At 67.6% G+C, this 21,825-nt stretch carries 22 protein-coding genes; 12 read left to right on the top strand and 10 right to left on the bottom strand.

Features of this window, described 5'->3' with window-relative positions:
* The first annotated feature begins 114 nt into the window (after positions 1-114).
* Positions 115-1,017 (top strand): tRNA 2-thiocytidine(32) synthetase TtcA, encoded by a 903-nt coding sequence (ttcA, locus tag CYU89_RS12895; protein ID WP_296281529.1) that lies wholly within the window; start codon positions 115-117, stop codon positions 1,015-1,017.
* A gap of 144 nt (positions 1,018-1,161) precedes the next feature.
* On the opposite strand, the gene gluQRS is transcribed toward ttcA, so the two are convergent.
* From gluQRS to queF, 3 genes are all read right to left on the bottom strand, one after another.
* Positions 1,162-2,091, bottom strand: a complete 930-nt coding sequence (gluQRS, locus tag CYU89_RS12890; protein ID WP_296281575.1) for a tRNA glutamyl-Q(34) synthetase GluQRS — start codon at positions 2,089-2,091, stop codon at positions 1,162-1,164.
* A gap of 23 nt (positions 2,092-2,114) precedes the next feature.
* On the bottom strand, positions 2,115-2,567 hold the full coding sequence (dksA, locus tag CYU89_RS12885) for an RNA polymerase-binding protein DksA (RefSeq protein WP_343125259.1): 453 nt from the start codon (positions 2,565-2,567) through the stop codon (positions 2,115-2,117).
* A gap of 102 nt (positions 2,568-2,669) precedes the next feature.
* On the bottom strand, positions 2,670-3,074 hold the full coding sequence (gene queF / locus CYU89_RS12880) for a preQ(1) synthase (protein ID WP_296281528.1): 405 nt from the start codon (positions 3,072-3,074) through the stop codon (positions 2,670-2,672).
* 108 nt (positions 3,075-3,182) lie between these two features.
* On the opposite strand from queF, the gene smc reads away from it, so the two are divergent.
* From smc to ligA, 3 genes are read left to right on the top strand one after another with little or no spacing between them, the layout of a single operon-like run.
* Entirely contained in the window at positions 3,183-6,671 is a 3,489-nt protein-coding gene (gene smc, locus CYU89_RS12875) for a chromosome segregation protein SMC (protein ID WP_296281525.1), read from the top strand.
* A gap of 22 nt (positions 6,672-6,693) precedes the next feature.
* A complete protein-coding gene (locus CYU89_RS12870) occupies positions 6,694-7,515 on the top strand; it encodes a cell division protein ZipA C-terminal FtsZ-binding domain-containing protein (RefSeq protein ID WP_296281523.1) in 822 nt (273 codons plus the stop codon).
* Positions 7,515-9,548, top strand: a complete 2,034-nt coding sequence (gene ligA / locus CYU89_RS12865; RefSeq protein ID WP_296281521.1) for an NAD-dependent DNA ligase LigA — start codon at positions 7,515-7,517, stop codon at positions 9,546-9,548. Before CYU89_RS12870 ends, ligA begins: the two co-directional genes overlap by 1 nt.
* A 121-nt stretch (positions 9,549-9,669) precedes the next feature.
* On the opposite strand, the gene CYU89_RS12860 is transcribed toward ligA, so the two are convergent.
* Genes CYU89_RS12860 through CYU89_RS12850 form a run of 3 tightly spaced genes read right to left on the bottom strand, consistent with a single transcriptional unit; the run spans position 9,670 to position 11,181 of the window.
* A complete protein-coding gene (locus CYU89_RS12860) occupies positions 9,670-10,653 on the bottom strand; it encodes a peptidylprolyl isomerase (protein ID WP_296281519.1) in 984 nt (327 codons plus the stop codon).
* Complete coding sequence (locus tag CYU89_RS12855; RefSeq protein WP_296281518.1) at positions 10,607-10,885, bottom strand: BolA/IbaG family iron-sulfur metabolism protein; 279 nt, start codon at positions 10,883-10,885, stop codon at positions 10,607-10,609. Before CYU89_RS12855 ends, CYU89_RS12860 begins: the two co-directional genes overlap by 47 nt.
* Positions 10,882-11,181: a YciI family protein gene (locus tag CYU89_RS12850; RefSeq protein ID WP_296281517.1), complete on the bottom strand. Its 300-nt coding sequence runs from the start codon at positions 11,179-11,181 to the stop codon at positions 10,882-10,884. The genes CYU89_RS12855 and CYU89_RS12850 overlap by 4 nt, the downstream gene beginning before the upstream one ends.
* 311 nt (positions 11,182-11,492) lie before the next feature.
* Here CYU89_RS12850 and CYU89_RS12845 point away from each other — a divergent pair, with 311 nt between their 5' ends.
* The 3 genes from CYU89_RS12845 to CYU89_RS12835 all read left to right on the top strand — a co-directional run bounded on the left by CYU89_RS12845 (position 11,493) and on the right by CYU89_RS12835 (position 12,972).
* Entirely contained in the window at positions 11,493-12,119 is a 627-nt protein-coding gene (locus tag CYU89_RS12845; RefSeq protein WP_343125260.1) for an L-threonylcarbamoyladenylate synthase, read from the top strand.
* A gap of 185 nt (positions 12,120-12,304) precedes the next feature.
* Positions 12,305-12,595: a nucleotidyltransferase family protein gene (locus tag CYU89_RS12840; RefSeq protein WP_296281515.1), complete on the top strand. Its 291-nt coding sequence runs from the start codon at positions 12,305-12,307 to the stop codon at positions 12,593-12,595.
* On the top strand, positions 12,592-12,972 hold the full coding sequence (locus CYU89_RS12835) for a DUF86 domain-containing protein (protein ID WP_296281514.1): 381 nt from the start codon (positions 12,592-12,594) through the stop codon (positions 12,970-12,972). Before CYU89_RS12840 ends, CYU89_RS12835 begins: the two co-directional genes overlap by 4 nt.
* A gap of 130 nt (positions 12,973-13,102) precedes the next feature.
* On the opposite strand, the gene CYU89_RS12830 is transcribed toward CYU89_RS12835, so the two are convergent.
* Positions 13,103-13,816, bottom strand: coding sequence for a hypothetical protein (locus CYU89_RS12830; protein WP_296281513.1), 714 nt, complete (start codon positions 13,814-13,816; stop codon positions 13,103-13,105).
* A gap of 356 nt (positions 13,817-14,172) precedes the next feature.
* Positions 14,173-14,859 carry a hypothetical protein gene (locus tag CYU89_RS12825; protein WP_296281512.1) on the bottom strand — a complete coding sequence of 229 codons (687 nt, stop codon included), beginning with the start codon at positions 14,857-14,859 and terminating at the stop codon, positions 14,173-14,175.
* 793 nt (positions 14,860-15,652) lie between these two features.
* On the opposite strand from CYU89_RS12825, the gene CYU89_RS12820 reads away from it, so the two are divergent.
* From CYU89_RS12820 to CYU89_RS12800, 5 genes are all read left to right on the top strand, one after another.
* Positions 15,653-17,905 (top strand): YgiQ family radical SAM protein, encoded by a 2,253-nt coding sequence (locus CYU89_RS12820; RefSeq protein WP_296281511.1) that lies wholly within the window; start codon positions 15,653-15,655, stop codon positions 17,903-17,905.
* Positions 17,906-18,142: 237 nt separating this feature from the next.
* Positions 18,143-18,466, top strand: coding sequence for a DUF2282 domain-containing protein (locus CYU89_RS12815; RefSeq protein ID WP_296281510.1), 324 nt, complete (start codon positions 18,143-18,145; stop codon positions 18,464-18,466).
* Positions 18,467-18,507: 41 nt separating this feature from the next.
* The gene (locus CYU89_RS12810) at positions 18,508-19,416 is read left to right on the top strand and encodes a DUF692 domain-containing protein (RefSeq protein WP_296281509.1); all 909 of its coding nucleotides are present in this window, start codon (positions 18,508-18,510) and stop codon (positions 19,414-19,416) included.
* A complete protein-coding gene (locus CYU89_RS12805; RefSeq protein ID WP_296281508.1) occupies positions 19,413-20,189 on the top strand; it encodes a DNA-binding domain-containing protein in 777 nt (258 codons plus the stop codon). Before CYU89_RS12810 ends, CYU89_RS12805 begins: the two co-directional genes overlap by 4 nt.
* Positions 20,189-20,710 (top strand): DoxX family protein, encoded by a 522-nt coding sequence (locus CYU89_RS12800; protein WP_296281507.1) that lies wholly within the window; start codon positions 20,189-20,191, stop codon positions 20,708-20,710. Before CYU89_RS12805 ends, CYU89_RS12800 begins: the two co-directional genes overlap by 1 nt.
* Before the next feature lie 55 nt (positions 20,711-20,765).
* On the opposite strand, the gene CYU89_RS12795 is transcribed toward CYU89_RS12800, so the two are convergent.
* Positions 20,766-20,981: a zf-HC2 domain-containing protein gene (locus CYU89_RS12795; protein ID WP_296281506.1), complete on the bottom strand. Its 216-nt coding sequence runs from the start codon at positions 20,979-20,981 to the stop codon at positions 20,766-20,768.
* Positions 20,975-21,592 carry an RNA polymerase factor sigma-70 gene (locus CYU89_RS12790; RefSeq protein ID WP_296281504.1) on the bottom strand — a complete coding sequence of 206 codons (618 nt, stop codon included), beginning with the start codon at positions 21,590-21,592 and terminating at the stop codon, positions 20,975-20,977. Before CYU89_RS12790 ends, CYU89_RS12795 begins: the two co-directional genes overlap by 7 nt.
* Positions 21,593-21,825 lie beyond the last annotated feature (233 nt).

The raw sequence follows: 21,825 nt of genomic DNA, 5'->3' as shown, positions 1-21,825 counted from the left end.
CATCCCGCCGTGCAGGCCGAACCGCAGGGACGGCGCCGGGCCGCGTTCGGCCTGCGCGGGCAGACGGGCGCTGTGGAATAATTGCGAGGATTTTCCCTCCGAGCGCATTTGCCCATGTCCGCCACCTCGCCCCTCGATGTGTCCAACAACTTCAAACGCCTGCAAAAGCGCCTGCGCCATCAGGTCGGCCAGGCAATTCAGGACTATGGCATGATCGAGGCCGGCGACCGGGTCATGGTCTGCCTCTCCGGTGGCAAGGATTCCTACACCCTGCTGGACATCCTGCTCGGCCTGCAGCGCAGCGCGCCAGTGGATTTCGAGATCCTTGCCGTCAACCTCGACCAGAAACAGCCCGGCTTTCCGGTCGAGGTCCTGCCGAACTACCTGACGGCGCTGGGCGTGCCCTTCCACATCATCGAACAGGACACCTACAGCGTCGTCAAGTCGCGGGTGCCCGCGGGCAAGACCACCTGCGGCCTGTGCTCGCGGCTGCGGCGCGGCGCCCTGTACCACTTCGCCGCCGAACACGGCGTCACCAAGATCGCCCTGGGGCATCATCGCGATGACCTGATGGAAACCCTGTTCCTCAACATGTTCTTCGGCGGCAAGCTGCACGCCATGCCGCCCAAGCTGCTCTCCGACGATGGCCGCCATGTGGTGATCCGCCCGCTGGCCTATTGCGAGGAGGCGGAAATCGCCCGCTATGCCAGGGCGCGGGACTTCCCCATCATCCCCTGCAACCTGTGCGGCGCGCAGGAAAACCTCCAGCGCAAGGCCATCAAGACCATGCTGCAGGACTGGGAACGCCAGTACCCGGGGCGCCTGGATTCCATCTTTGCCGCCATGCGCAACGTGGGTCCGGCGCATCTGGCCGATCCCAGACTGTTCGATTTCGCCGCCCTGGGCGCGCGTCAGGCGACGCCGGTCAACTGGCTGGCCAGCGCGCCGGAAGCGGCGCCTGCGCCTGTGGACGATGGCGCGCAGCCTCTCGTCTTTTTCGACCGCGCCGCCGGCTGACCCGCTCGGCTCATGACGGCGCTGCTGCCGTCCTTTTTCCCTTTCGGCAGGCCGCGGCGGCTTGACACTGCCGGAAACCGCTTTCAACTGTGTCGGCCTGCCTGTCGGGTTTGGCGAATCATGCCGGATCGCTTCTCCTTGCCCTCAGTCGCAGAAGGGCTGGGGAGGATGCGGCAGCGGCGGCGCGGGCCATCCGCTGCCCTGTGGAATGCGGGCCGGCTCCCAATGGGCGATCGCCCAGTCGATCAGTTCCCCGATCCCAAGCCGTGGACCGTCCGGCGGCACGGCCTGACCCAGGAAAGCCAGCGCCTGGCACAGCAGAGGAGCCGGATCGCCAGTCGCCACGGCGGCGGCGCCCAGGCGCTTGGCCAGTTTCTCGCCACGCCCATCCAGCGCCAGCGGCACATGGGCGTAGCTGGGGGTGGGCAGACCCAGCAGACGCTGCAGGTGAATCTGGCGCGGCGTCGAGGCGATCAGATCCGCGCCCCGCATCACCCGGTTCACCCCCTGCGCGGCATCGTCCACCACGACAGCAAGCTGGTAGGCCACCACCCCATCCGCCCGGCGTAGCACGAAATCACCGCACAGCGCGGCGAGATCATGGCGCTGGGGTCCCTGAATGGCGTCTTGCCAGAGGATGGGCGCTGACTCAATCCGCACCCGCCGCGCATGGGGGCCAGTGAGGGGGTGTCGCCGGTTGCGGCAGGTGCCGGGATAGATTGGCCCTTCGGCGCCTATCCGTCCGGCACGGGCGATCTCGGCGCGGCTGCAGGTGCAGGAATAAAGGGCGCCGGCGGCCTGAAGCTGCTGCAAGGCGGCATCGTAATACGCGCTGCGCTGGCTTTGGCGGACCACCGGCCCGTCCCAGCTGAGGCCGAAGCGTTCCAGGGTGCGCAGATGGGTCTCGGCAGCGCCGGGGATCACGCGTGCCTGATCGAGGTCCTCGATGCGCACCTGCCAGCGGCCGTGGACGTGGCGACAATCGAGGAAGCTGGCCAGCGCGGTGACCAGGGAGCCGAAGTGCAGGGGGCCGGTCGGCGAGGGGGCAAACCGGCCGCAGGGGATGGCGGCCAGTGGTGGGATCCTGCCGGAGGGGCTCAGCCCCCCATCTGGCGTTCGCGGATTTCGTCGAGGGTCTTGCAATCGACGCACTGGCTGGCGGTGGGGCGGGCTTCCAGGCGGCGGATGCCGATCTCGATGCCGCAGCTTTCGCAATAGCCGTAATCGCCGGCATCCAGGGCGGCAAGGGCCTCATCGATCTTCTTCAGCAGCTTGCGCTCGCGGTCGCGGGTGCGCAGCTCCAGGCTGAAATCCGATTCCTGGCTGGCGCGATCATTGGGGTCGGGGAAGTTGGCTGCCTCGTCCTGCATGTGGTGCAGGGTGCGATCCACTTCTTCCATCAGCTCGCGCTTCCAGGCCTGCAGGATGACCCGGAAATGATCCTGCTGGGCCGGGTTCATGTATTCCTCGCCCTCATGCATGGGATAAGGCTCGAAGCCTTTCACCGGCGGATGAATGGGGGTCTGGGTGGATTGGTCGGTGGCCGCCATTGCGGTTGCTCCTTAAAGAGAATCGCCTGTCCCGAGCGTCATGCAAAAATAAACCGCGATTCTATATCAGACATGGGCAAGGCCCGCAAGCTGTTGTGATGATCACGGCAGATGAAGCGGCGCGGGCGCGGCCCAGCCGGGGGCGCGATGTTCGACCACCACGGTGGTGTAGATCCCGCCGCGCACATTGAACTCGGCGCTGAGGCGCAACGCGCGCGGCGCGCAGGCCGCGACCAGGTCAGCGGCGATGCGATTGGTCACCGCTTCGTGGAAGGCGCCCTGGTCGCGATAGGCCCAGATGTACTGCTTCAAGGCCTTCAGCTCCACACAGCGCGCCTCGGGCACATAGTCCAGTTGCAGCACGGCGAAATCCGGCTGGCCGGTCTTGGGGCACAGACAGGTGAATTCCGGGATGCGGATGCGGATGGTGTAGTCCCGTTCCGGATTGGGGTTGGCAAAGGTTTCAAGCAGGGCGGGCGTGGGCGCGCCGGGGGCGGGCATGGACATCGGTCGGCTACCTGGGCAAAGATGAAAGAAAGCTTCCCCAACGGGGAATGAAACCCGGCATTATACATCCACTCTTCCCCTTGAGCGTTGCCCGGTGCCACCGATTCCATGCGTTTGAGTGCCATCCGGCTGGCCGGATTCAAGTCCTTCGTCGAGCCCACCCTGATTCCCATTCCCGGCAACCGGGTGGGCATCGTGGGGCCCAACGGCTGCGGAAAATCCAATCTCATCGACGCGGTGCGCTGGGTGATGGGCGAGAGCACCGCCAGCCACCTGCGTGGCGATGCCCTGGCCGATGTCATCTTCAACGGCTCCGGCCACCGCGCGCCCATCGCCCAGGCCAGCATCGAGCTGCATTTCGACAACAGCGCCGGACGCCTGGAGGGTCCGTGGGGGCGCTATCGCGAAATCGTGGTGCGTCGGGTGCTGACCCGCGACGGCCAGTCCCAGTATTTCCTCAACGCCACGCGCTGCCGCCGGCGCGATGTCACCGACCTGTTCCTCGGCACCGGCCTTGGACCACGCAGCTACGCCATCATCGAACAGGGCATGATCAGCCGTCTGATCGAGGCGCGGCCCGAGGAACTGCGCACCCTGGTGGAGGAGGCGGCCGGCGTGTCGCGCTACCGCGAGCGGCGTCGCGAAACCGAAACCCGCATCAGCCAGACCCGCGACAACCTGGCGCGCCTCACCGACCTGCGCGAGGAAATGGGGCGTCAGTTGCAGGTTCTCGCCCGTCAGGCCCTGGGCGCGCGCCAGTTTCTCACCCTGCGCGAGCGCCAGCAGGCGCTGGAGATCCAGCTCGCGGCGTGGCGCTGGCGCCAGCGCCAGCAGGAGCTCGCGAGTCTGCAGGAGGCGTTGGCGCGGCAACAATCGGCGCGTGCCGACCTGGAGGCGGCGCTGGCCCAGGGTGAGGCCGAACAGGCTCGTCGTGCCGAACAACGCAGCGCTGGCGCCCAGGCCTTCGAGGCCTTGCAGCAGCGCCACTTCGCCGCCGGCGGCCAGCTCGCCCGCCTGGAGCAGCAACGCAGCCATCTGCAGGAGACTGCGGTACGCGAGGCCGCCGAGCGGGACCAGCTCAAGGCGCGCCTGCTGGCCCTGGCCCAGGAACGGGAAGCCACTCAGGCGCTGGAACAGCGGGCACAAGCCGAGGCGGCCCAGCTCGCCCCGGCGCTCGCGCGGCAACAGGGCTTGCGCGAAGCCGCCGGCGCGGCCCTGAAGGAACAGGATGCCGTGTTGACCCAGGCAGCCGCGGCGCTGGAACAGGCCCGGGCCGCCTGGGAAAGCTTGCGCCGCCAGCAGACCGGTGCACAGGCGCGGCGCGAACAACTGGCGCATCGGCTGGCGGATTCCACCCGACGCCTGGCGCGCCTGCAAGCGGAGTCCTTGCCCGACGCGCAAGCGCTGGACGCGGCTGTGGCTCAGGCCGAGGGGACGCAGGAACAGGCCCGATCCCAGGAGAGCGCCGCGCGCGACGCCCTGGAGGCAGCGGCGGCCGCCTGCGCCGCGCAGCGGGAGGCGGAGCAGGTGGCGCGGCGGGCGCTGGATGCGCAGCGCGGCGCCTGGCAGCGGGTGCAGGGCCAAGTGAGCGCCCTGGAAAGCCTGCGTCGGCGCGCCAGTGCGCCGCCGTCGGGCGGGCAATCCACACCGCCGGACGCCCGGCCACTCATCGAACAGATGGACGTGGCTCCGGGCTGGGAACGGGCGGTGGAGACCGTGCTGCGGGAGTGGCTGGGCGCGCTGGCCCTGCCCGACCCCTTGTCCCAATTGGCGCCCGATGCCAACCCCGCCGGTCCGGCACTGGCCTGGGTGGATGCTGCTCAGCCCTCTGCGGCTTGCCCCGGGGATCGGCTGGGGGCGCAGGTACGGGGCGCGGGCGCCCTGGCCACGCGGCTCGATCGGGTGCACCTGGCGCCGGATCTCGCTGCGGCACGGGCGCAGGTGGCGCAACTTCCCGCGGATGAATCGGTGATTACCCCCGAGGGCTGGTGGCTGGGGCCGGGCTGGCTGCGCGGCGGCCGTGCGGGCGAGTCCGGGCGCGAGGGTGTGCTGCTGCGGGAGCGGGAATGGCGCGCGGCCCAGGCCGAGGCGGCCGCCCTGGAGGCACAGGTGCGCGCGGCCGAAGCGCACCATGCCGAGATTCACAGGGGGCTGACTGGCATGGAAGCCGCACGGCAAGGCGCGGAAACGGCGCTGCGGGCGGCCCAGCAGGCCCATGGCGCGGCCCGCCATGCCCTCGATAGGGCGCGGCTGGCCGCCACCCAGGCCACCGAGCAAGCCGCGCGGCGCCAGCGGGAAGAGGCCGAGATCGAGGCCCAGCGCGCGCCCCTGGCCGAGGCGCTGGAGCAGGCCCAGGCGGAGCTTGCGGCGTTGGCGGCCCGGATTGCCGAATGCCAGCTTGAGCTGGAGGCGCGGTCACAGGCCCGCGTGGCCGCCGGCGAGCACCGCGACAGCCTGGCCCGGGAGCGAGCGGCGCTGGACCGGCGCCATCATGAGCTGGCCTTGCAGCAGGAGCGCGCCCTCGGTGACGCCCGTGCCCAGGGCCTGCGCCGCGGCCCGCTGGAGGCGGAAAGCGAACAGGTGGGCGCCCGTCTGGCGGTGCTGGAGGCGCAAGCGGCAGCGCGCGGGGCACCGCTGCAGGCGCTGGAGACCGCGTTGGCGGCGGCACGCGCCGAACGCGACCAGATCGACGGTGAATTGCGCGCGGCGCGCGGCACGCTGGAAACGCTCGATCAGGCCTTGCAGGCCCAGCATCTCCAGGCCCAGGCGCTGGCCCAGCAGCTCAAGGTCCAGGCCGCCGAACTGGAAGCCCTGAGCTTGCGCCATCGGGAGGCCCAGTTGCGCTGCGAGGATCTGACGGCGTGGCTCATCAAGCAGGGCGAGGACCCCGCCACGGCGGCCGCCCGCTTGGGCGAGCGGGACACCGAGACGGCGCTGGCTGCGGAACTGGCCACGGTGACCCAGCGGATCGAGCGCATGGGCGCGGTCAACCTGGCGGCAGTGGCGGATCACGCCGAACTGTCCGACCGGATCGCAGGCCTGGCGAGCCAGGATGCCGATCTCACCGAGGCTTTGGACACCCTGGAGGCCGCCATGCGGCGCATGGATCGGGAAACCCGCGCCCTGTTTGCCGAGACCTTCGAACGGCTCAATCGCGTGTTTCAAACCACCTTTCCCAAGCTGTTCGGGGGCGGCGAGGCGCGGCTGGAACTGGAAGCCGATACCCACCTGCTGCCCGGCATCCGTGTCATCGCGCGCCCGCCGGGCAAGCGCAACAGCTCCATCCATCTGTTGTCCGGGGGCGAGAAGGCGCTCACCGCCGTGGCGCTGGTGTTCGCCATCTTTGAACTCAACCCGGCGCCGTTCTGCATGCTCGATGAGGTGGACGCGCCACTGGATGAGGCCAACGTGGGTCGCTTCTGCGATCTGGTGCAGGAGATGGCCGAACGGGTACAGTGCATTTTTGTCACTCACAACAAGACCACCATGACGGCGGCGGAACACCTGATCGGCATCACCATGCAGGAGCCGGGGGTATCCCGGGTGGTGACGGTCGATCTGGAACGCGCCACCGCGCTGGTGGCGGAGACGCCCTAACCAGGCCAGAAGCAGGTAAGCCATGAGCGGATTGCAGGGATTGATCTTTATCGTGGGCCTGGTGGCCCTGGTGGGCATTTACGCCCATTGGCGCTGGACCCAGGGCCGCAAGGCCCGTGCGGACGCCGAACATGAGCGTCGCGAGCCGGGCTGGCAGGACGACGAGGCATGGGAAGACGACGAGACATGGGAGCTGGACGCGCCGGCGGAGGCGACCGGAGCGGACTGGGAGACCGAGGCTCGCTTCGACGCCCTGCCCGCGATCGAACTGGAATCGGCAGCCGCTCTGGAGCCGGCGGCAAGCTCGGCGGTGGCGCGCCACCTCGGGTCCACGGTCGCTGCCCCAGCCGGCGATCCGATCGAGCCCGCGGCGCCTGTCGCGCCCACGCCGCCCAAGCTGAATCCGGCGCCGCGTGCCCCGGTGCGCCGCGATGCCGGCGGGTCCGGCCGGGTGCTGGTGTTCTATGTCATGGCGCGTGATCCGGCGGGTTTCGCCGGCGGGGAACTGGACCGGGCATTCCGCGAATTGCACCTGGCGCCGGGTGAACGGGATATCTTTTACCGCTACGCCGAAAGGGGCGATCAGTCGGTTTATTGCGTCGCCAACGCGGTGGAGCCGGGCAGCTTCGACCTGTCGGCGCTGGGCAGTCTGCGCACGCCGGGGCTGACTGTCTTTGCCGTGCTGCCCGGCCCCTGGCCGGCGCGCGAGGTGCTCGCCGCGATGCATCGCGCGGCTTTGAGTCTGGCGGATCGCTTGAACGGCGAGGTGCTGGATCGCCGCCGCCAACCCCTCACCGCCATGGGCTTCCAGGCGCTGCTGGATGAGTTGCCGGCGGAGGCTTGATGAGCGTCCCCGAGCGCGCCCAGGCGCAGGCCGAGATCGATCGCCTGCGCGCGGCGATCCGCCACCACGATCACTGCTATTACGTGCTGGATGCGCCGGAAATCAGCGATGCCGAGTACGACATCCTGATGCGCGAGCTGCAGGCCCTGGAGGCAAACTGGCCGGACTTGATCACGCCCGATTCGCCGACCCAGCGCGTGGGCGGCGCGCCGTCCCCGGCCTTTGGCAGCGTGACCCACCCCGAGCCGATGCTGTCGCTGGACAATGCCTTCAGCGCGGCCGAGGTGGAGGCGTTCGACCGCCGGGTGCGGGAACGTCTGGGGGTGGACGGGCCGGTCACCTACTGTGCCGAGCCCAAGCTGGACGGCCTGGCCGTGAGCCTGCTGTATGAGAACGGGCGACTGGTGCGCGGGGCGACGCGCGGCGACGGGGTCAGCGGCGAGGACGTGACCGCCAACCTGCGCACCCTGCCCAGCCTGCCGCTGCGCCTCGCGGGCGGCGACTGGCCAGCATTCCTGGAGGTGCGCGGCGAGGTCTATATGCCGCGCGCGGGCTTCCTGGCCATGAACCAGCGCCTGCAGGAGGCCGGTGAGCGCGTTTTCGCCAATCCGCGCAACGCCGCTGCGGGCAGCCTGCGTCAGCTCGATGCGCGCGTCACGGCGCGCCGTCCGCTGCGCTGGTTCGCCTATGGGCTGGGCGCGGGCAGCAACGACCCGGCGCTGCCGGACACCCATTTCAAGCGCCTGGGCCGGCTGCGCGGGTGGGGCCTGCCGGTCTGTCCGCTCAACCGGCGGGTCAGCGGCGTCGCGGGCCTGCTGGCCTATCACGGCGAGATGCAGGCGCGCCGCGCCGAACTGCCGTTCGAGATCGACGGGGTGGTGTACAAGGTCGATGCGGTGGCCAGCCAGCAGCACCTGGGTTTTGTTTCCCGCGCCCCGCGCTGGGCGCTGGCCCACAAATATGCCGCCGAGGAGGCCGTCACGCGGGTGCTGGCGGTGGCCTTCCAGGTGGGCCGCACCGGCGCCGTCACGCCCGTGGCGCGCCTCGCCCCCGTCGCGGTGGGCGGGGTCATCGTCAGCAATGTCAGCCTGCACAACTTCGATGAGATGCGCCGCAAGGACGTGCGCATCGGCGACACCGTGATCGTGCGCCGCGCCGGGGATGTGATTCCCGAAGTGGTGCGGGTGGTGATCGAGGAGCGGCCGGATGATGCCGCCGAGGTGGCCCTGCCGACCCAGTGTCCGGAATGCGGCGCGGCGGTGGTGCGGCCCGAGGGCGAGGCCATCGCCCGCTGCAGTGGCCAGCTCGCCTGCCCCGCCCAGCGCAAGGAAGCCCTGCGCCACTTTGCCTCGCGCCGCGCCATGGACATCGACGGCCTGGGTGACAAGCTCATCGAGGCTCTGGTGGACAGCGGGCGGGTGCACGATCCCGCCGATCTCTACGGCCTCGGCGCGCCGGAGCTGGCGGCGCTGCCGCGCATGGCCGAGAAATCCGCCGCCAATATCGTGGCGGCCATTGCGCGCTCCCGCGCCACCACCCTGCCGCGCTTTCTTTATGCGCTGGGTATCCGCGAGGTGGGGGAGGCGACGGCGCGCACGCTGGCCGCCCATTTCGGCGACCTGCCGCCCCTGATGGCGGCGGATGCAGAAGCCTTGCAGGCGGTGAGCGATGTGGGTCCGGTGGTCAGCGCCCACATTGCGGCCTTCTTTCGCGAGCCGCACAACCGCGAGGTCATCGCGCGTCTGCTGGCGGCCGGGGTGCATTGGCCGGCGACGAGCGTGCCCGCGCCAGCCAAGGCGAGCCCGTTGCAGGGCAAGCGCGTGGTGCTCACGGGCACGCTGGCGGGCCTCACCCGCGAACAGGCCAAGGCCGAGATTCTGGCGCGCGGGGGCGCGGTGAGTGAGAGCGTTTCGGCGCGCACCGATTATGTGGTGGCGGGGGAGGCGGCAGGCAGCAAGCTGGACAAGGCACGCGCCTTAGGGGTCACGGTATTGGACGAGGCCGCCTTCCTGGCCCTGCTGCAACCGGATTGAGGTTTTGGCTGCAGCCGGAGGCGCGCAAGGGCGGGGATTGATGGCACGCGGTCGAGCGCGGAATGGGGTTGCCGTCCTTGCCGGCGTGGGGATCAACCCACGCCGGCAAGGACGGCAGGGCTCAGGTCTTTTGATCCGCCGGCTTGTCGCCGTTGATGATTTTCTCGTCGGTCTTGATCTTGGCCTGCTTGCGCAGTTCGGCGAGGTAGTCCTCGACCAATTTGTTGTTGGCGTGGTTCGTCACCGCGTCGCGGGATTCCTCCAGCTTCGGCACCGCCACCGGGCGGGTTTCCTCCAGGCGCACCACATGCCAGCCGAAATCGGTCTGGACCGGCGTCTGGGCGGTTTCACCGGCTTTCAGGGCCATGACCGCCTTGGCAAAGGGTTCCACCATCTGGTCGGGCGTGAACCAGCCCAGGTCGCCGCCGGTGCCTTTGGACGGATCCATGGAAAATTCAGCGGCCAGCTTGGCGAAATCCCCACCCGTGGCGAGCTGATCCAGGATGGATTGGGCGGTGGCCTCATCCTTCACCAGGATATGGCGGGCGTGGTATTCGGTCGTGGGCAGGTCCTTGGCCCACTCCTCATAAGCGGCCTTGATCTTCTCCTCGCTCAGGGGATGGTCCTTGGTGTAGTGCTGCACCGCGGCGCCGGCCAGGGTGGTGTAGTACTGCGCCAGCAGGGAAGACGCCAGTTCGGGGTCCTTGTCCAGCTTCTGGCGGGTGGCGTCCTGGGCCAGCAGTTCCAGGTCGGTGAGCTGCTTGGCCAGTTTCTGGCGCGCTTCGGTGTTCTCGGCGGTTGCGGGACTCAGGCCCTGCGCCATGGCGAAGGATTCGAACACCGGCGCGCTGATGGCGGTGCCATTGACCGTGATCACGGCCATTCCCGGCGCGGCATCCTGGAAGCCGGGGCCGGCGCTTTCCGGCCGGTCGCAGGCGACGAGGGCCAGCGCCAAGCCAAGGGTGATGGGTAGGGACAGTTTGCGGGCGATCATGAAGAGTCCTTGCACGGTGGAAAAAAGAGAATGGTAGCGCCCGGTCGGGCGAAATGCTCGGATTTCAGCCCTCGGTTTCTCCCGGCGCCAGGGTTTGGAGGCCCAAGGCATGGATTCCGTTCCCCATCAGCGGGGCGAGGGCGGCATACACCGCCCGGTGGCGCGCCAGCGGAGCCAACGCTTTGAAGCGGGGCGAGCGGATCCACAGCTGGTAGTGGCCGCCCTCGGCTGCCCCGGCGTGCCCTGCGTGCTGGGCGCTGTTGTCATGGATGCGCAGTTCGCAGGGGGCAAACGCGCTTTCCAACAGCGCGCGCATCCGTTCCTGCAGGGATGCGGCCGTCATGGCAGCACCTGCCGGAAGGGGAAGACCTCCACGCGCGCGGTCACACCGGCGCTGCAATAGGGGTCCGCCGCCGCCCAGGCGCGGGCCGCGTCCAGATCGGCAAAGGCGGCGATGATGGCCGAGCCGAGAAAACCGGCCGCGCCTGGATCCTCGCTGTCCACCGCGGGCAAGGGACCGGCCAGGACCAGCCGCCCTTCGCTGCGTAGGGCCTCCAGCCGGTCAAGATGGGCCGGGCGGGCGGCGGGGCGCTGGGCGGATCCGCCGGCGGCCTCGTGGAGCAGGATCAGGTAGAGCATGGGCGCCTCGCAATGGGGAGAACGCCGATCATAAAGGATGTCCGGGCCGGGAATCTTCCCGCGGGCCTGCGGCTTGTCAGTCGGCGCCCCATGGCGACGTCCGGGAACCTTGCCAGCCCTGGGGTGACGAAAGCCTAGGCTAGAATCACTGGGCTGCCGCTTGCGGGCGGCGCCCTGGCTGGCCAGCGTGCGCCGGGGATTCCCGGTACGCGTGGGGCGTTGCCATCATAAAACCCATGATCCGGCGGCTCCGGATAACGCGCTTGCGTGACCCCGGGCCGTCGTCAGCTGCGAGAACCTTCATGGCCCAAATGCTCACCGTTCATCCCACCCACCCCCAGCCGCGCCTGCTGGCCCAGGCGGCCGAACGCATTCGTGCCGGCGCGGTGGTGGCCTATCCCACCGACTCCTGTTATGCCCTGGGCTGCCATCTGGGGGACAAGGACGCCATGGAGCGCATCCGCGCCCTGCGCGGTTTTGGCAAGGACCATCATTTCACGCTGGTGTGCCGCGACCTGTCCGAGATTGCCCAGTACGCGCAGGTGGGCAACGCCGAATATCGGCTGCTGCGCGCCCTGACCCCAGGCGCCTACACCTTTCTGCTGCCCGCCACGCGCGAGGTCCCGCGCCGGCTGCAGCACCCCAAGCGGCGCACCATCGGCATCCGCGTGCCGGATCATCCGGTCGCGCTGGGGCTGCTGGCCGCGCTGGGCGAGCCGCTGATGAGCTGCACCCTGCTGTTTCCGGGCGAGGACACCCCACCCACCGACGCCGAGGCGATCGCCCAGCGCCTGGGGAGCCGCTTGGATCTGGTGCTCGACGGCGGTCCCGGGGGCCTGGAACCCACCACCGTGGTGGATTTGTTTACCGGGACACCGGTGGTGGTGCGCGCCGGCAAGGGCGATCTTGCCCCGCTGGGGGTGGAACAGGCACTCTAGGGAAGCGCGCGGGAAGCGCGCACGGAACGGCGATGTCCCCGGATCGGATTCCCCCCGACCGAAGCGTATCGGCATCGGTAACAGCGCAGGGGGACGGGCCCTCCATCCATTGCAAGGGACTCATGTCGATTCTTTTGGGTAGGGGCCGCGATGATGAAACCAGATGACATGCCGGGAGTTACCAGATGAAACCGTCGGTCGCCCTGCAGACGCATCGTGCCGCTATTCGCCGCCTGGTCGAGGCGCACCGTGCCCACAACGCCCGCGTATTTGGTTCCGTGCTCCAGGGTACCGACGGCGATGGCAGCGATCTCGATCTGCTGGTGGATGCATTGCCGGGAGCGACCCTGTTCGACCTTGGCGGGCTGCAGGTGGAACTGGAAGAATTGCTTGGCGTGCCGGTTGATGTGCTGACGCCGGGCGACCTGCCGCTGAAATTCCGCAACCAGGTGCTGGCGCAGGCGCGTCCGGTATGAACCCCAATCGTCTCCCCGATTATCTCGATCATATCCGCTTGGCCGCCGGCGATGGCTGCAGTTTCATCGAGGGTTTGGACAAGAACGATTTTCTTGCCGACAAGCGCACGCAACAAGCCGTCATCCTCAATCTGATCATCATGGGCGAGGCGGCTACCCAGATCATGAGGGATCACGCTGACTTCATAGTCCGGCAACCCGAGGTGCCGTGGCGGGAAATGAAGGGCATGCGCAACCGCATCGCGCATGGTTACTTCGACATTAACCTTGATGTGGTCTGGGATACGGTGAAAACCGCATTGCCGCAGCTATTGGAGCGCCTGCCTGCCCTTCAGGTCGTTGCCAAGCGTGAAGCGCGTAACGGGACCGGCAGCTAGCCCCGAGCGAGCTGCTGGCCCGGGCCGGAAGGTCGCGCCGGCCTGAGTCTCAATCCCGCAACAGCAAAAAAAAGGCCACCTATGGGTGGCCAGCGGGCGTGTAATGCCAAGCGGCCGGGACGGCGGCGACTCAATAGCCGTTGCGGGTTGCGAGGGTATCGAGCCGCATGGCGGTGCGTCCCGCCTGGGCCTGGGCCACGCGGCCAAACACGCGGCTGGTGAAGCCGAGACCATTCGCGTCCGCACTGGCCGAGGCGCTGGCGAAGGCATTGGTGATCAGCGCGCCCTTGACCTCGGTAACGGCATAGGCGACGCCGTCGACCGTGGCCTGGGCGCGACCGGTGACGCCATCCACGTAGCGGTTGACCGGGCCAAACACGGCGTTCAGCGGCGCGGTCAGGATCGCCGTGGCAGTTCCCACCACGCTCTCCTCCAGTGCGTCGAACACGCCGGCCGCAATGTCCAGTGGCGCGGAAATCGGGAAGAACAGGACGTCCAGCGCCGTGTCCACGCCCTGTCCGGCCAGGATCAGCGGGCGGAACAGCGGCGCGAACAGGATATTCGCGACACTGGCGCCCAGGCCGCCGGCGTTGTCCAGCACGCCGCCAGTGAAGCCGTCCAGGATCGCAAGGGGCGCAGTGATGGGCAGCAGCAGCGGGTTGGGGTTGTTGGGTAGGGATGCGCCCCCTTCCACTGTCGTGGTGCTGTTGAAGGTGAGGGACAGCTGACCGGAGACCGCGGACAGGTCGTCGTAGTTGATCTTTTCCATTTCGGCCTGGGCGAGCAGCGGCGCGCCCGCCAGAACAGTGAGCGTGGACAGGGTTTTCAAGCAGAGTGATGTCATGGCGTGTCTCCAACGTGAGTATTGATTGCCAGTGGAAACGCAAGCGGCCGTCCTGGCCGCGAGGGTATTCCCTGTAGATGTTGCGTCCGGTTTTCGATCGGCCGGCGCGGCGCAAGCTTGAGCCATGACGGTGTCGCGGAGGGTGTTCGCCTGGAAGGGGAGAGGTGGTCTCCATGGCTGCCAGCTGTATCAGGGTGGCCGCAAGGCCCGAGCCTGGTGCGTGACGGAGCAGTGGGTGCTCAGGCTAGGCAAGGCGCATGCGCCCGGTGCAAGCCGCGGAGCCATAAAAAAGGCCACCCCGGAGGGTGGCCTTCTGAGAGGCGATGAACGCTCAGGCGCCGACTGGCGCCTGATGATCAATAGCCGTACTTGTCGCTCAGATCGGCCAGACGGTTGCTGGTCAAGCCGGCCTGGGCCTGGGAGATGCGGCCGAACACGCGGCTGGTGAAATCCAGACCGTTGTTGGCAGCGCCCTGCGAGGCACTGGCGAAGGCGCCGGCGATCAGCGCGCCCTTGACTTCGGTGACGGCGTAGGCCGCGCCATCAACCGTGGCTTCGAAGCGGCCGGTGACACCGGCCAAGGCGCGGTCGAGCGGATTGAACACGAAATTCACCGGGGCGGCCAAGATGTTCCCGGCCAGATCCAGCGCGCGGAAGGGACCAAAGAAGGCGATGTCAGCCAAGCCTTCGCCAAAATCTACAGAATTATCGAGAATCTGGCCATTGAAGCCGCCCAGCGCGCTGATCGGGCCATTGAAAGGCAGGAATCCGAAGCCGACTGTGGCATCAACGCCGTCAACAAAGGCATCTCCCGCTGCGCCAGCGGTGGCTGCACCGAAACTCTGGCCCACGAAGGTGAAGCCGGGAATGGGGTAGGGATCGGCTACGCCGAACGCGCCGGAAATGAAGCCGGTCACCAGACCTTGACCGTTGACACCGGCCATTTCGGTTTCGGCCATCTCGACCATCGCGGCCTGTGCCACGACCGGGGCGCCGGCCAACAGGGCCAAAGAGGCCAGGGCATTGAATTTGAAATTGGACATGTTGGAAAACTCCTCAGGAATGACACTAACGATAAACACCGTGCCGGGGATCCGGCCGGCCTTGCTCTTCCTCCCCGTCCCCCCTCCCGGCGAGCCGGGATCCTCGGGATATGCCTGCGCGGACCGAGCCCGCCTTCTTGTTGCCCACTTGCGCCAGCGCCGGGGCAGGAACCCGGATTGACGCAAGGGCCGGCGGGGTGACCGGCCATCCAGAAATCAAGTGTGAGTCCCGCGGGCAGGGACATCCCGCACCAACTCGCGCCTGCAGCGGAACGTAAGCTAACCCAGCCGCTGGCTGTCGACAAGCGTCTCAAGATGACAACAGGACTGCCGGACCGGCCATACCCCTGCGGTAGCGCGGGGGGATGCAGGCATCGGGAGCTGATATAGCAAATATCCGGCCAGCTTTTTGGCTGCTTTTTGCCCCGATATCGGGGCCATTCCGGGGGTTGTGGCCGGGTTCGCGCCCCAATGCGGTGCGTGGGGCGTCCACGGATGCCCCAATGGCGCCCGCCGCCGGTGCGCTCGAACGGCCCGGATCGCTTTGCGCTAAACTGCGGTTTTATTGATCCTCGCGCGTCCGGCGCGAGGACAGGCGGGTGATTCCGGCCGCTGCCGCGCGAGCGGATCCCGCGTCATGGCGCTGCGTCCAGGCCCGGATGGCATCGTCCCCAGGGTCCGCGAACGCGGCATGGCGCCAGCGGGGATTCCGCCCCGGCGCTTGGCCGCCCGACGCAATGCCGCTTAAAGCCGAATTGTCACAAAATGGTCATCCAGTGATTGAGTCCGCGCCATGAGTTCCCCGCCCGTTTGCGCCCTTCCGCGCCTGTTCGATTGGCCGCGCCATTGGGCCGAGTGCTTCGGACCGGCGCCCTTCCTGCCGACCAGCCGGGCGGAAATGGACGCGCTGGGCTGGGATGCCTGCGATGTGGTGCTGGTGACCGGCGATGCCTATGTCGACCATCCCAGCTTCGGCATGGCGGTGATCGGCCGGGTGCTGGAGGCGCAGGGCTTTCGCGTCGGCATCATCGCCCAGCCCGACTGGCAGGACCCCGAGCCGTTCCGGGCGCTGGGGCAGCCTGCGCTCTATTTCGGCGTCACGGCCGGCAACATGGATTCGATGATCAACCGCTATACGGCGGATCGCAAGGTGCGCTCGGATGACGCCTACACGCCGGGTGGGCAGGGCGGGGCGCGACCGGATCGCTGCGCCATCGTCTACGCGCAGCGTTGCCGCGAGGCCTATGCGCAGGTGCCCATCGTGCTGGGCGGTATCGAGGCCTCCCTGCGCCGCATCGCCCATTACGATTATTGGCAGGACAAGGTGCGCCGCTCCATCGTGCTGGACGCCAAGGCGGACCTGTTGCTGTACGGCAGCGCGGAGCGGGCGCTGGTGGAGCTGACGCATCGCCTGGCGCGCGGCGAGGCCATCGAAACCATCACCGATGTGCGCGGCACGGCGTTTGTGCGCCGCGATACGCCGGTGGGCTGGTTCGAAATCGATTCCACCGACATCGACACGCCGGGCAAGGTCGACGCGCGCATCAATCCTTACATCAACACCACAGACACGGCCGCCTGCGCGGTGGAGCAGGGGCGGGCGTCGGGCATGCCGTCGGATGCGGCGACCGCGCCGGGCGTGGTGGCGAGCGTCTCGGTGGCGCAACTGCGCGCCGGGGCGCGCAAGCACGCCATGCCGCCGCGCGAGCGCACTGTGATCCGCCTGCCCAGCTTCGAGATGGTGCGCGCCGATCCCGTGCATTACGCCCACGCCAACCGCGTGCTGCACCTGGAAACCAACCCCGGCAACGCCCGCGCCCTGGTGCAGCGCCATGGGAGGCAGGAGGTGTGGATCAACCCGCCGCCGATCCCGCTTTCCACCGAGGAGATGGATTACGTCTTCGACCGGCCCTACGTCCGCGCGCCGCATCCGCGCTATGGCGCGGCGCGCATCCCGGCCTGGGAGATGATCCGCTTTTCGGTCAACATCATGCGCGGCTGTTTCGGCGGCTGTACCTTTTGCTCCATCACCGAGCACGAGGGGCGCATCATCCAGAACCGCTCCGAGGACAGCATCCTGCGCGAGATCGAGACCATCCGCGACACCGTGCCCGGCTTCACCGGCGTGATCTCGGATCTGGGGGGTCCCACGGCCAACATGTACCGCATCGCCTGCAAGTCGCCGGAGATCGAGGCGGCCTGTCGCAAGCCGTCCTGTGTCTATCCGGGCATCTGCGACAACCTCGACACCGACCACTCGGCCCTGATTGGCCTGTACCGCAAGGCGCGTGCCCTGCCGGGGGTGAAGAAGATCCTCATCGGCTCCGGGCTGCGCTATGACCTGGCCGTGCGCTCGCCCGAGTATGTGAAGGAGCTGGTGACCCACCATGTGGGCGGGTATCTGAAGATCGCGCCGGAACACACCGAGGAAGGCCCGCTGTCGAAAATGATGAAGCCGGGCATCGGGAGCTACGACAGATTCAAGCAGCTGTTCGAGCAGTATTCGGCGGAGGCAGGGAAAAAGCAGTACCTGATTCCCTATTTCATCGCCGCGCATCCGGGCACGACAGACGACGACATGATGAACCTCGCGCTGTGGCTGAAGAAAAACGGCTTTCGCGCCGACCAGGTGCAGACCTTCTATCCCAGCCCCATGGCCACCGCGACCGCGATGTACCACTCGGGCAAGAATCCGCTGCGCAAGATCAGCCACGACGCCGAGCCGGTGGACATCGTCAAGGGCGAGCGCCAGCGGCGGCTGCACAAGGCTTTTTTGCGCTACCACGATCCGGCCAACTGGCCGCTGCTGCGCGAGGCACTGACCACAATGGGCCGGGCGGACCTGATCGGCAACGGCAAGCACCACTTGATCCCCACCTGGCAGCCGGCGGCGGAAGCCGGCTACCACAATCCACGCCGCAAGAACGCCACGCCGCCCAAGGGCCGCGTGCTCACCCAGCACACCGGCCTGCCGCCGCGCGCGGCCGGGGAACAGCCGGCGCCCGCGCGCGTCAAACCTCGCGCAACGGGCCGCCGCCGGCCGTGATCGTCCCGGTTGGCAGGCGCTTGTGCCGTTGTCATCCCGATGCCAATGGGGTGTGTAAGAATCGCCGGGCTTGAGCCGACCAACGGGGCAAGCGGTCCGTGGCGATCTCTGCGGCCCGTCTTGCAGGCTGTGTGGGCCAGGAATGAAAACAGGGCGGGACGACTTCGCCTGTCCTGATGCACGCAGCGCTTGAAGCAACCCTTGTCACATCAATCTGTTCAATCTCAAGGAGTAGACATGAGCCAATCCACCAAAACATCGGTGATTTCCGGGACGGCGCTGGCAATGGCCTTCGGCGCGGCGATCACCCTGGCAGCCACGCCCGTCATGGCCGAGACCGACCACGGCGCCATGAGCGACGCCAAGGAAAAATGCTACGGCGTTGCCCTGAAGGGCAAGAATGACTGTGCCGGCGGGCCGGGCACCTCCTGCGCTGGGTCGTCCAAGGTGGACTACCAGGGTGATGCCTGGAAGATGGTCCCCAAGGGCAGCTGCGAGAAGACCGCCTCGCCCACCTCTCCCACTGGCTTTGGCCAGTTGAAGCCCTTTGCGAAAAAGTAAGGCTGAACGAGCCTTGAACTGAGGATCAGGGAGCGCCCGCGATGACATTGCCGACCCATGGCGAGACGGTTGCGCGGGCGGCTCCCGCCCTGGATCCGGGCCTTCCGGTGCGTGCCGGGCTGGGGCTGAAATCCCCGCATTTTCGGGATGTGCTGGAAACCCAGCCCGATGTCGGTTTTTTTGAAGTCCACGCCGAGAATTACTTCGTCGAGGGCGGGCCGTTCCATCACGCCCTGACCCGCATCCGCGCGGGCTATGCGCTGTCGGTGCATGGGGTGGGGCTGTCGATCGGCGGCGCGGAGCCGCTGGATCGTGGGCATCTGGACCGGCTGGCGCGGTTGCTGGCGCGCTATGAGCCGCAGTCGTTCTCCGAACACCTGGCCTGGTGTCGCCACGGCGGCGATTTTTTCAATGATCTCTTGCCGATTGCCTACGACGAGCGTGCGCTCGAGCGGGTTTGCGCGCATATCGACCAGGTGCAGGATCGCCTGCGGCGGCGCCTGTTGCTGGAAAATCCGGCCACCTATGTCGCATTCGCGGCCTCGACCCTGGCCGAAGCGGATTTCATCACGGCGGTGGTCCGCCGCACCGGCTGCGGACTGCTGCTGGATGTGAACAATGTCCATGTCTCCTGCGTGAACCATCATTGGGATGCGGCGGCCTATCTCCGCGCCCTGCCGCTCGACGCGGTGGGTGAGATTCACCTCGCCGGCTTTGCCGAGGACCGCGACGGCGCCGGCGATCTGCTCTTGATCGATCATCACGGCGCGCCGGTGGCCGCTGCGGTGTGGGCGCTGTATGCCGAGGCGCTCGAGCTGACCGGGCCGGTGGCGACCCTGATCGAGCGCGACAACGACATCCCCGCCTTCGCCGTGTTGCTGGCCGAGGCCCATGAGGCGGAGCGCTATCTGGCGCAGGCGGCGGTTCCGGCGCGGCGGGCACGGCCATGAGCGACCAGGCGGGCTTTGCGAACGCATTGCGCGACCGGCTGGCGCCCTGCCCGGCGGGCCTGACAACCTGGAACGGCTCGGATCCGGCCGCGCGGCTAGCGGTGTATCGCAACAACGTCTGGGTGTCCCTGATCGACGCCTTGGCCGATGGCTTTCCGGTTACCCAGGCCTTGGTGGGCGCGGACTTCTTTCGCGCCATGGCGCAATGTTTCATCGCGGCGCAACTGCCTCGCAGCGCGCTGCTGGCCGAATACGGCGCGGACTTCCCGGATTTCATCGCGGGCTTTGCGCCCGCCGATCCGGTGCCTTATCTGGCCGATGTGGCCCGTCTGGAGTGGCTGCGGGTGCAGGCCTATCACGCCGCGGACGCCGACCCCGTCGCCCCGGAACGGCTGCAGCTCGCCCTGTCCCAGCCGGAGACGCTGGGGCAATGGGGCCTGCGGCTGCATCCTTCGCTCAGCGTGCTGGCCTCCGATTATGCGGTGGTTGCCCTATGGGCCGCGCATCAGGGCGTGGGGGATCTGGGCGCCGTCGATCCGTCGCGAGCCGAGACGGCGCTGGTGCTGCGCGCCGGGCTGGAGGTGGAGGTGATCCGGCTGGCAGCGGGGGCCGCCGGGTTCATCCAGCAGGTGCTGGCCGGCGCGTGCCTGGGCGCGGCGGTCGAGCAGGCCATGGCGCGCGCCGCTGATTTTGATTTTTCTGAGATGCTGGCCTTGTTGCTGCGGACCGGGGCGATCACCGATCTGGTGCCCCCCGAACAGGAGATGTCATAATGGCGCATCCGCCTGAAAAAAAGGGCTTTTTTTATTCCGCGCGTGCCGGGATCGGCCAGGTAATCGCGATTCTGTCGCGAATTCCGGACAGCCTGATCGCCGTCATCGGCCGATTTTCCATCGCCGCGGTGTTTTGGTTGTCCGGTCAGACCAAGATCGAGGGGTTCGCCATCGATCTGGTGCAGGGCCAGTTCAGCCTGGGGATCCCGAGGCTGTCCGACAGTGCGGTGGCCCTGTTCCGCGATGAATATGCCCTGCCGTTGCTGTCGCCCGTTCTCGCCGCAACACTGGCGGCGACGGCCGAGCATGTGTTTCCCGTGCTGTTGCTGTTGGGGCTCGCCACCCGGTTTTCAGCGCTGGCGCTGCTCGGCATGACGGTCGTGATTCAGATCCTTGTCTATCCCGGCGCCTATGCGACCCACGGTGTATGGGCAACCGTACTGCTCTTTCTGATCGCCAAAGGGCCGGGAACGCTTTCCATCGACCACTGGATCAAGCGCCGTTATGGCCTGAATGCCTAGGCCCGTATCTGGGTCGGCATCACGGCGTGGCCCAGTTTGCCGCCTGGGCGGTCCATCAAATCGGGTCTTTGACATCCTCGGACCGATCCGTCGCACCGGCGCCCTGGGCATAGGCGCGGGACACGCGACGCAGGATATCCACCTGTCGGGAGAAATTCCGGCAGCCGACACAGATCGCCAGATGCACGCGCAGCGCAGCGCGTTCGCCGAGCGTGAGGCTGCGCTCCTTGGCCTGCGACAACAGGCGGGTGCTTTCATGGCAGCTCAGCATGGTTTTCCGGCCTCCACGAACCATTGATTTTCCAGGCAGCGACGCAAGCGCAGGCGCGCCCGATGCAGCAGCACATGCAGATTGGTCAGCGAAACTGCAAGAATCTTACAGATCTCCTCCGATTCCATTTCCATGAACTCGCGCATCATGAAAGCGCGTCCCTGGCGCGCCGGCAGGTGTTCCAGACAGGCCTCGAAGACGCGCCAGAACTGTTGATCCTGCAATGCGGCCTCGGGTCCTTTCCAGTGCGCCGGACGGGCCTCGCTCTGCCAGTGCCCTCTCGTGTCGAACAGGGCAGCCGGTTCGTCGTCATCCTCTTCCGCCCGCAGCAGGCTGGAGGCTGGGACGAGGCGATGCTGCTGGCGCAGCGCATCGGCAATCTTGTACTTGAGGATGGAAAACACCCAGGTCTTGAGGGCTGCCCGGCCGTTGAAGCTGCGAGCGTTCTTGAGGGCGCCGATCAGGGCTTCCTGGACCGCGTCCTCGGCCAGATCCGGGTCGGCGAGCTGCAGGCGGGCGAACTTGAGCATGTGGCGTCGTAGGTCTGCGAGAAAAACCGGGTCTTGGGACCAGGACGGCGTGGATTCCGGCAATTCGGGTGGTTGCGTCATGTGGGGGAGCGACTCGTTGTATCGTGTTGCGGGTCGCTGAGTGTGATGATGTCCAACAAATCGCAACCGGTATTTGAGATGACGCTGGCGTGATCCGTGGCGGCAACGCCCGTGCCGTTCAGCGTTTCCTCGGCGGCATCAGGTCGGTGATGGTGCCCTCGAACATCTCGGCGGCGAAATCCTTCGGGTCCGACTTGAGGTTCTGCAGCAGGCCGAGGTCCTCGTTCAGCTGC

Source organism: Pseudoxanthomonas sp. (assembly GCF_002863005.1).
Classification (GTDB): Bacteria; Pseudomonadota; Gammaproteobacteria; order Xanthomonadales; family Xanthomonadaceae; genus Pseudoxanthomonas_A.
The sequence above is the reverse complement of the archived record's forward strand: the minus strand, read 5'-3'. Positions and strand labels throughout refer to the sequence as shown.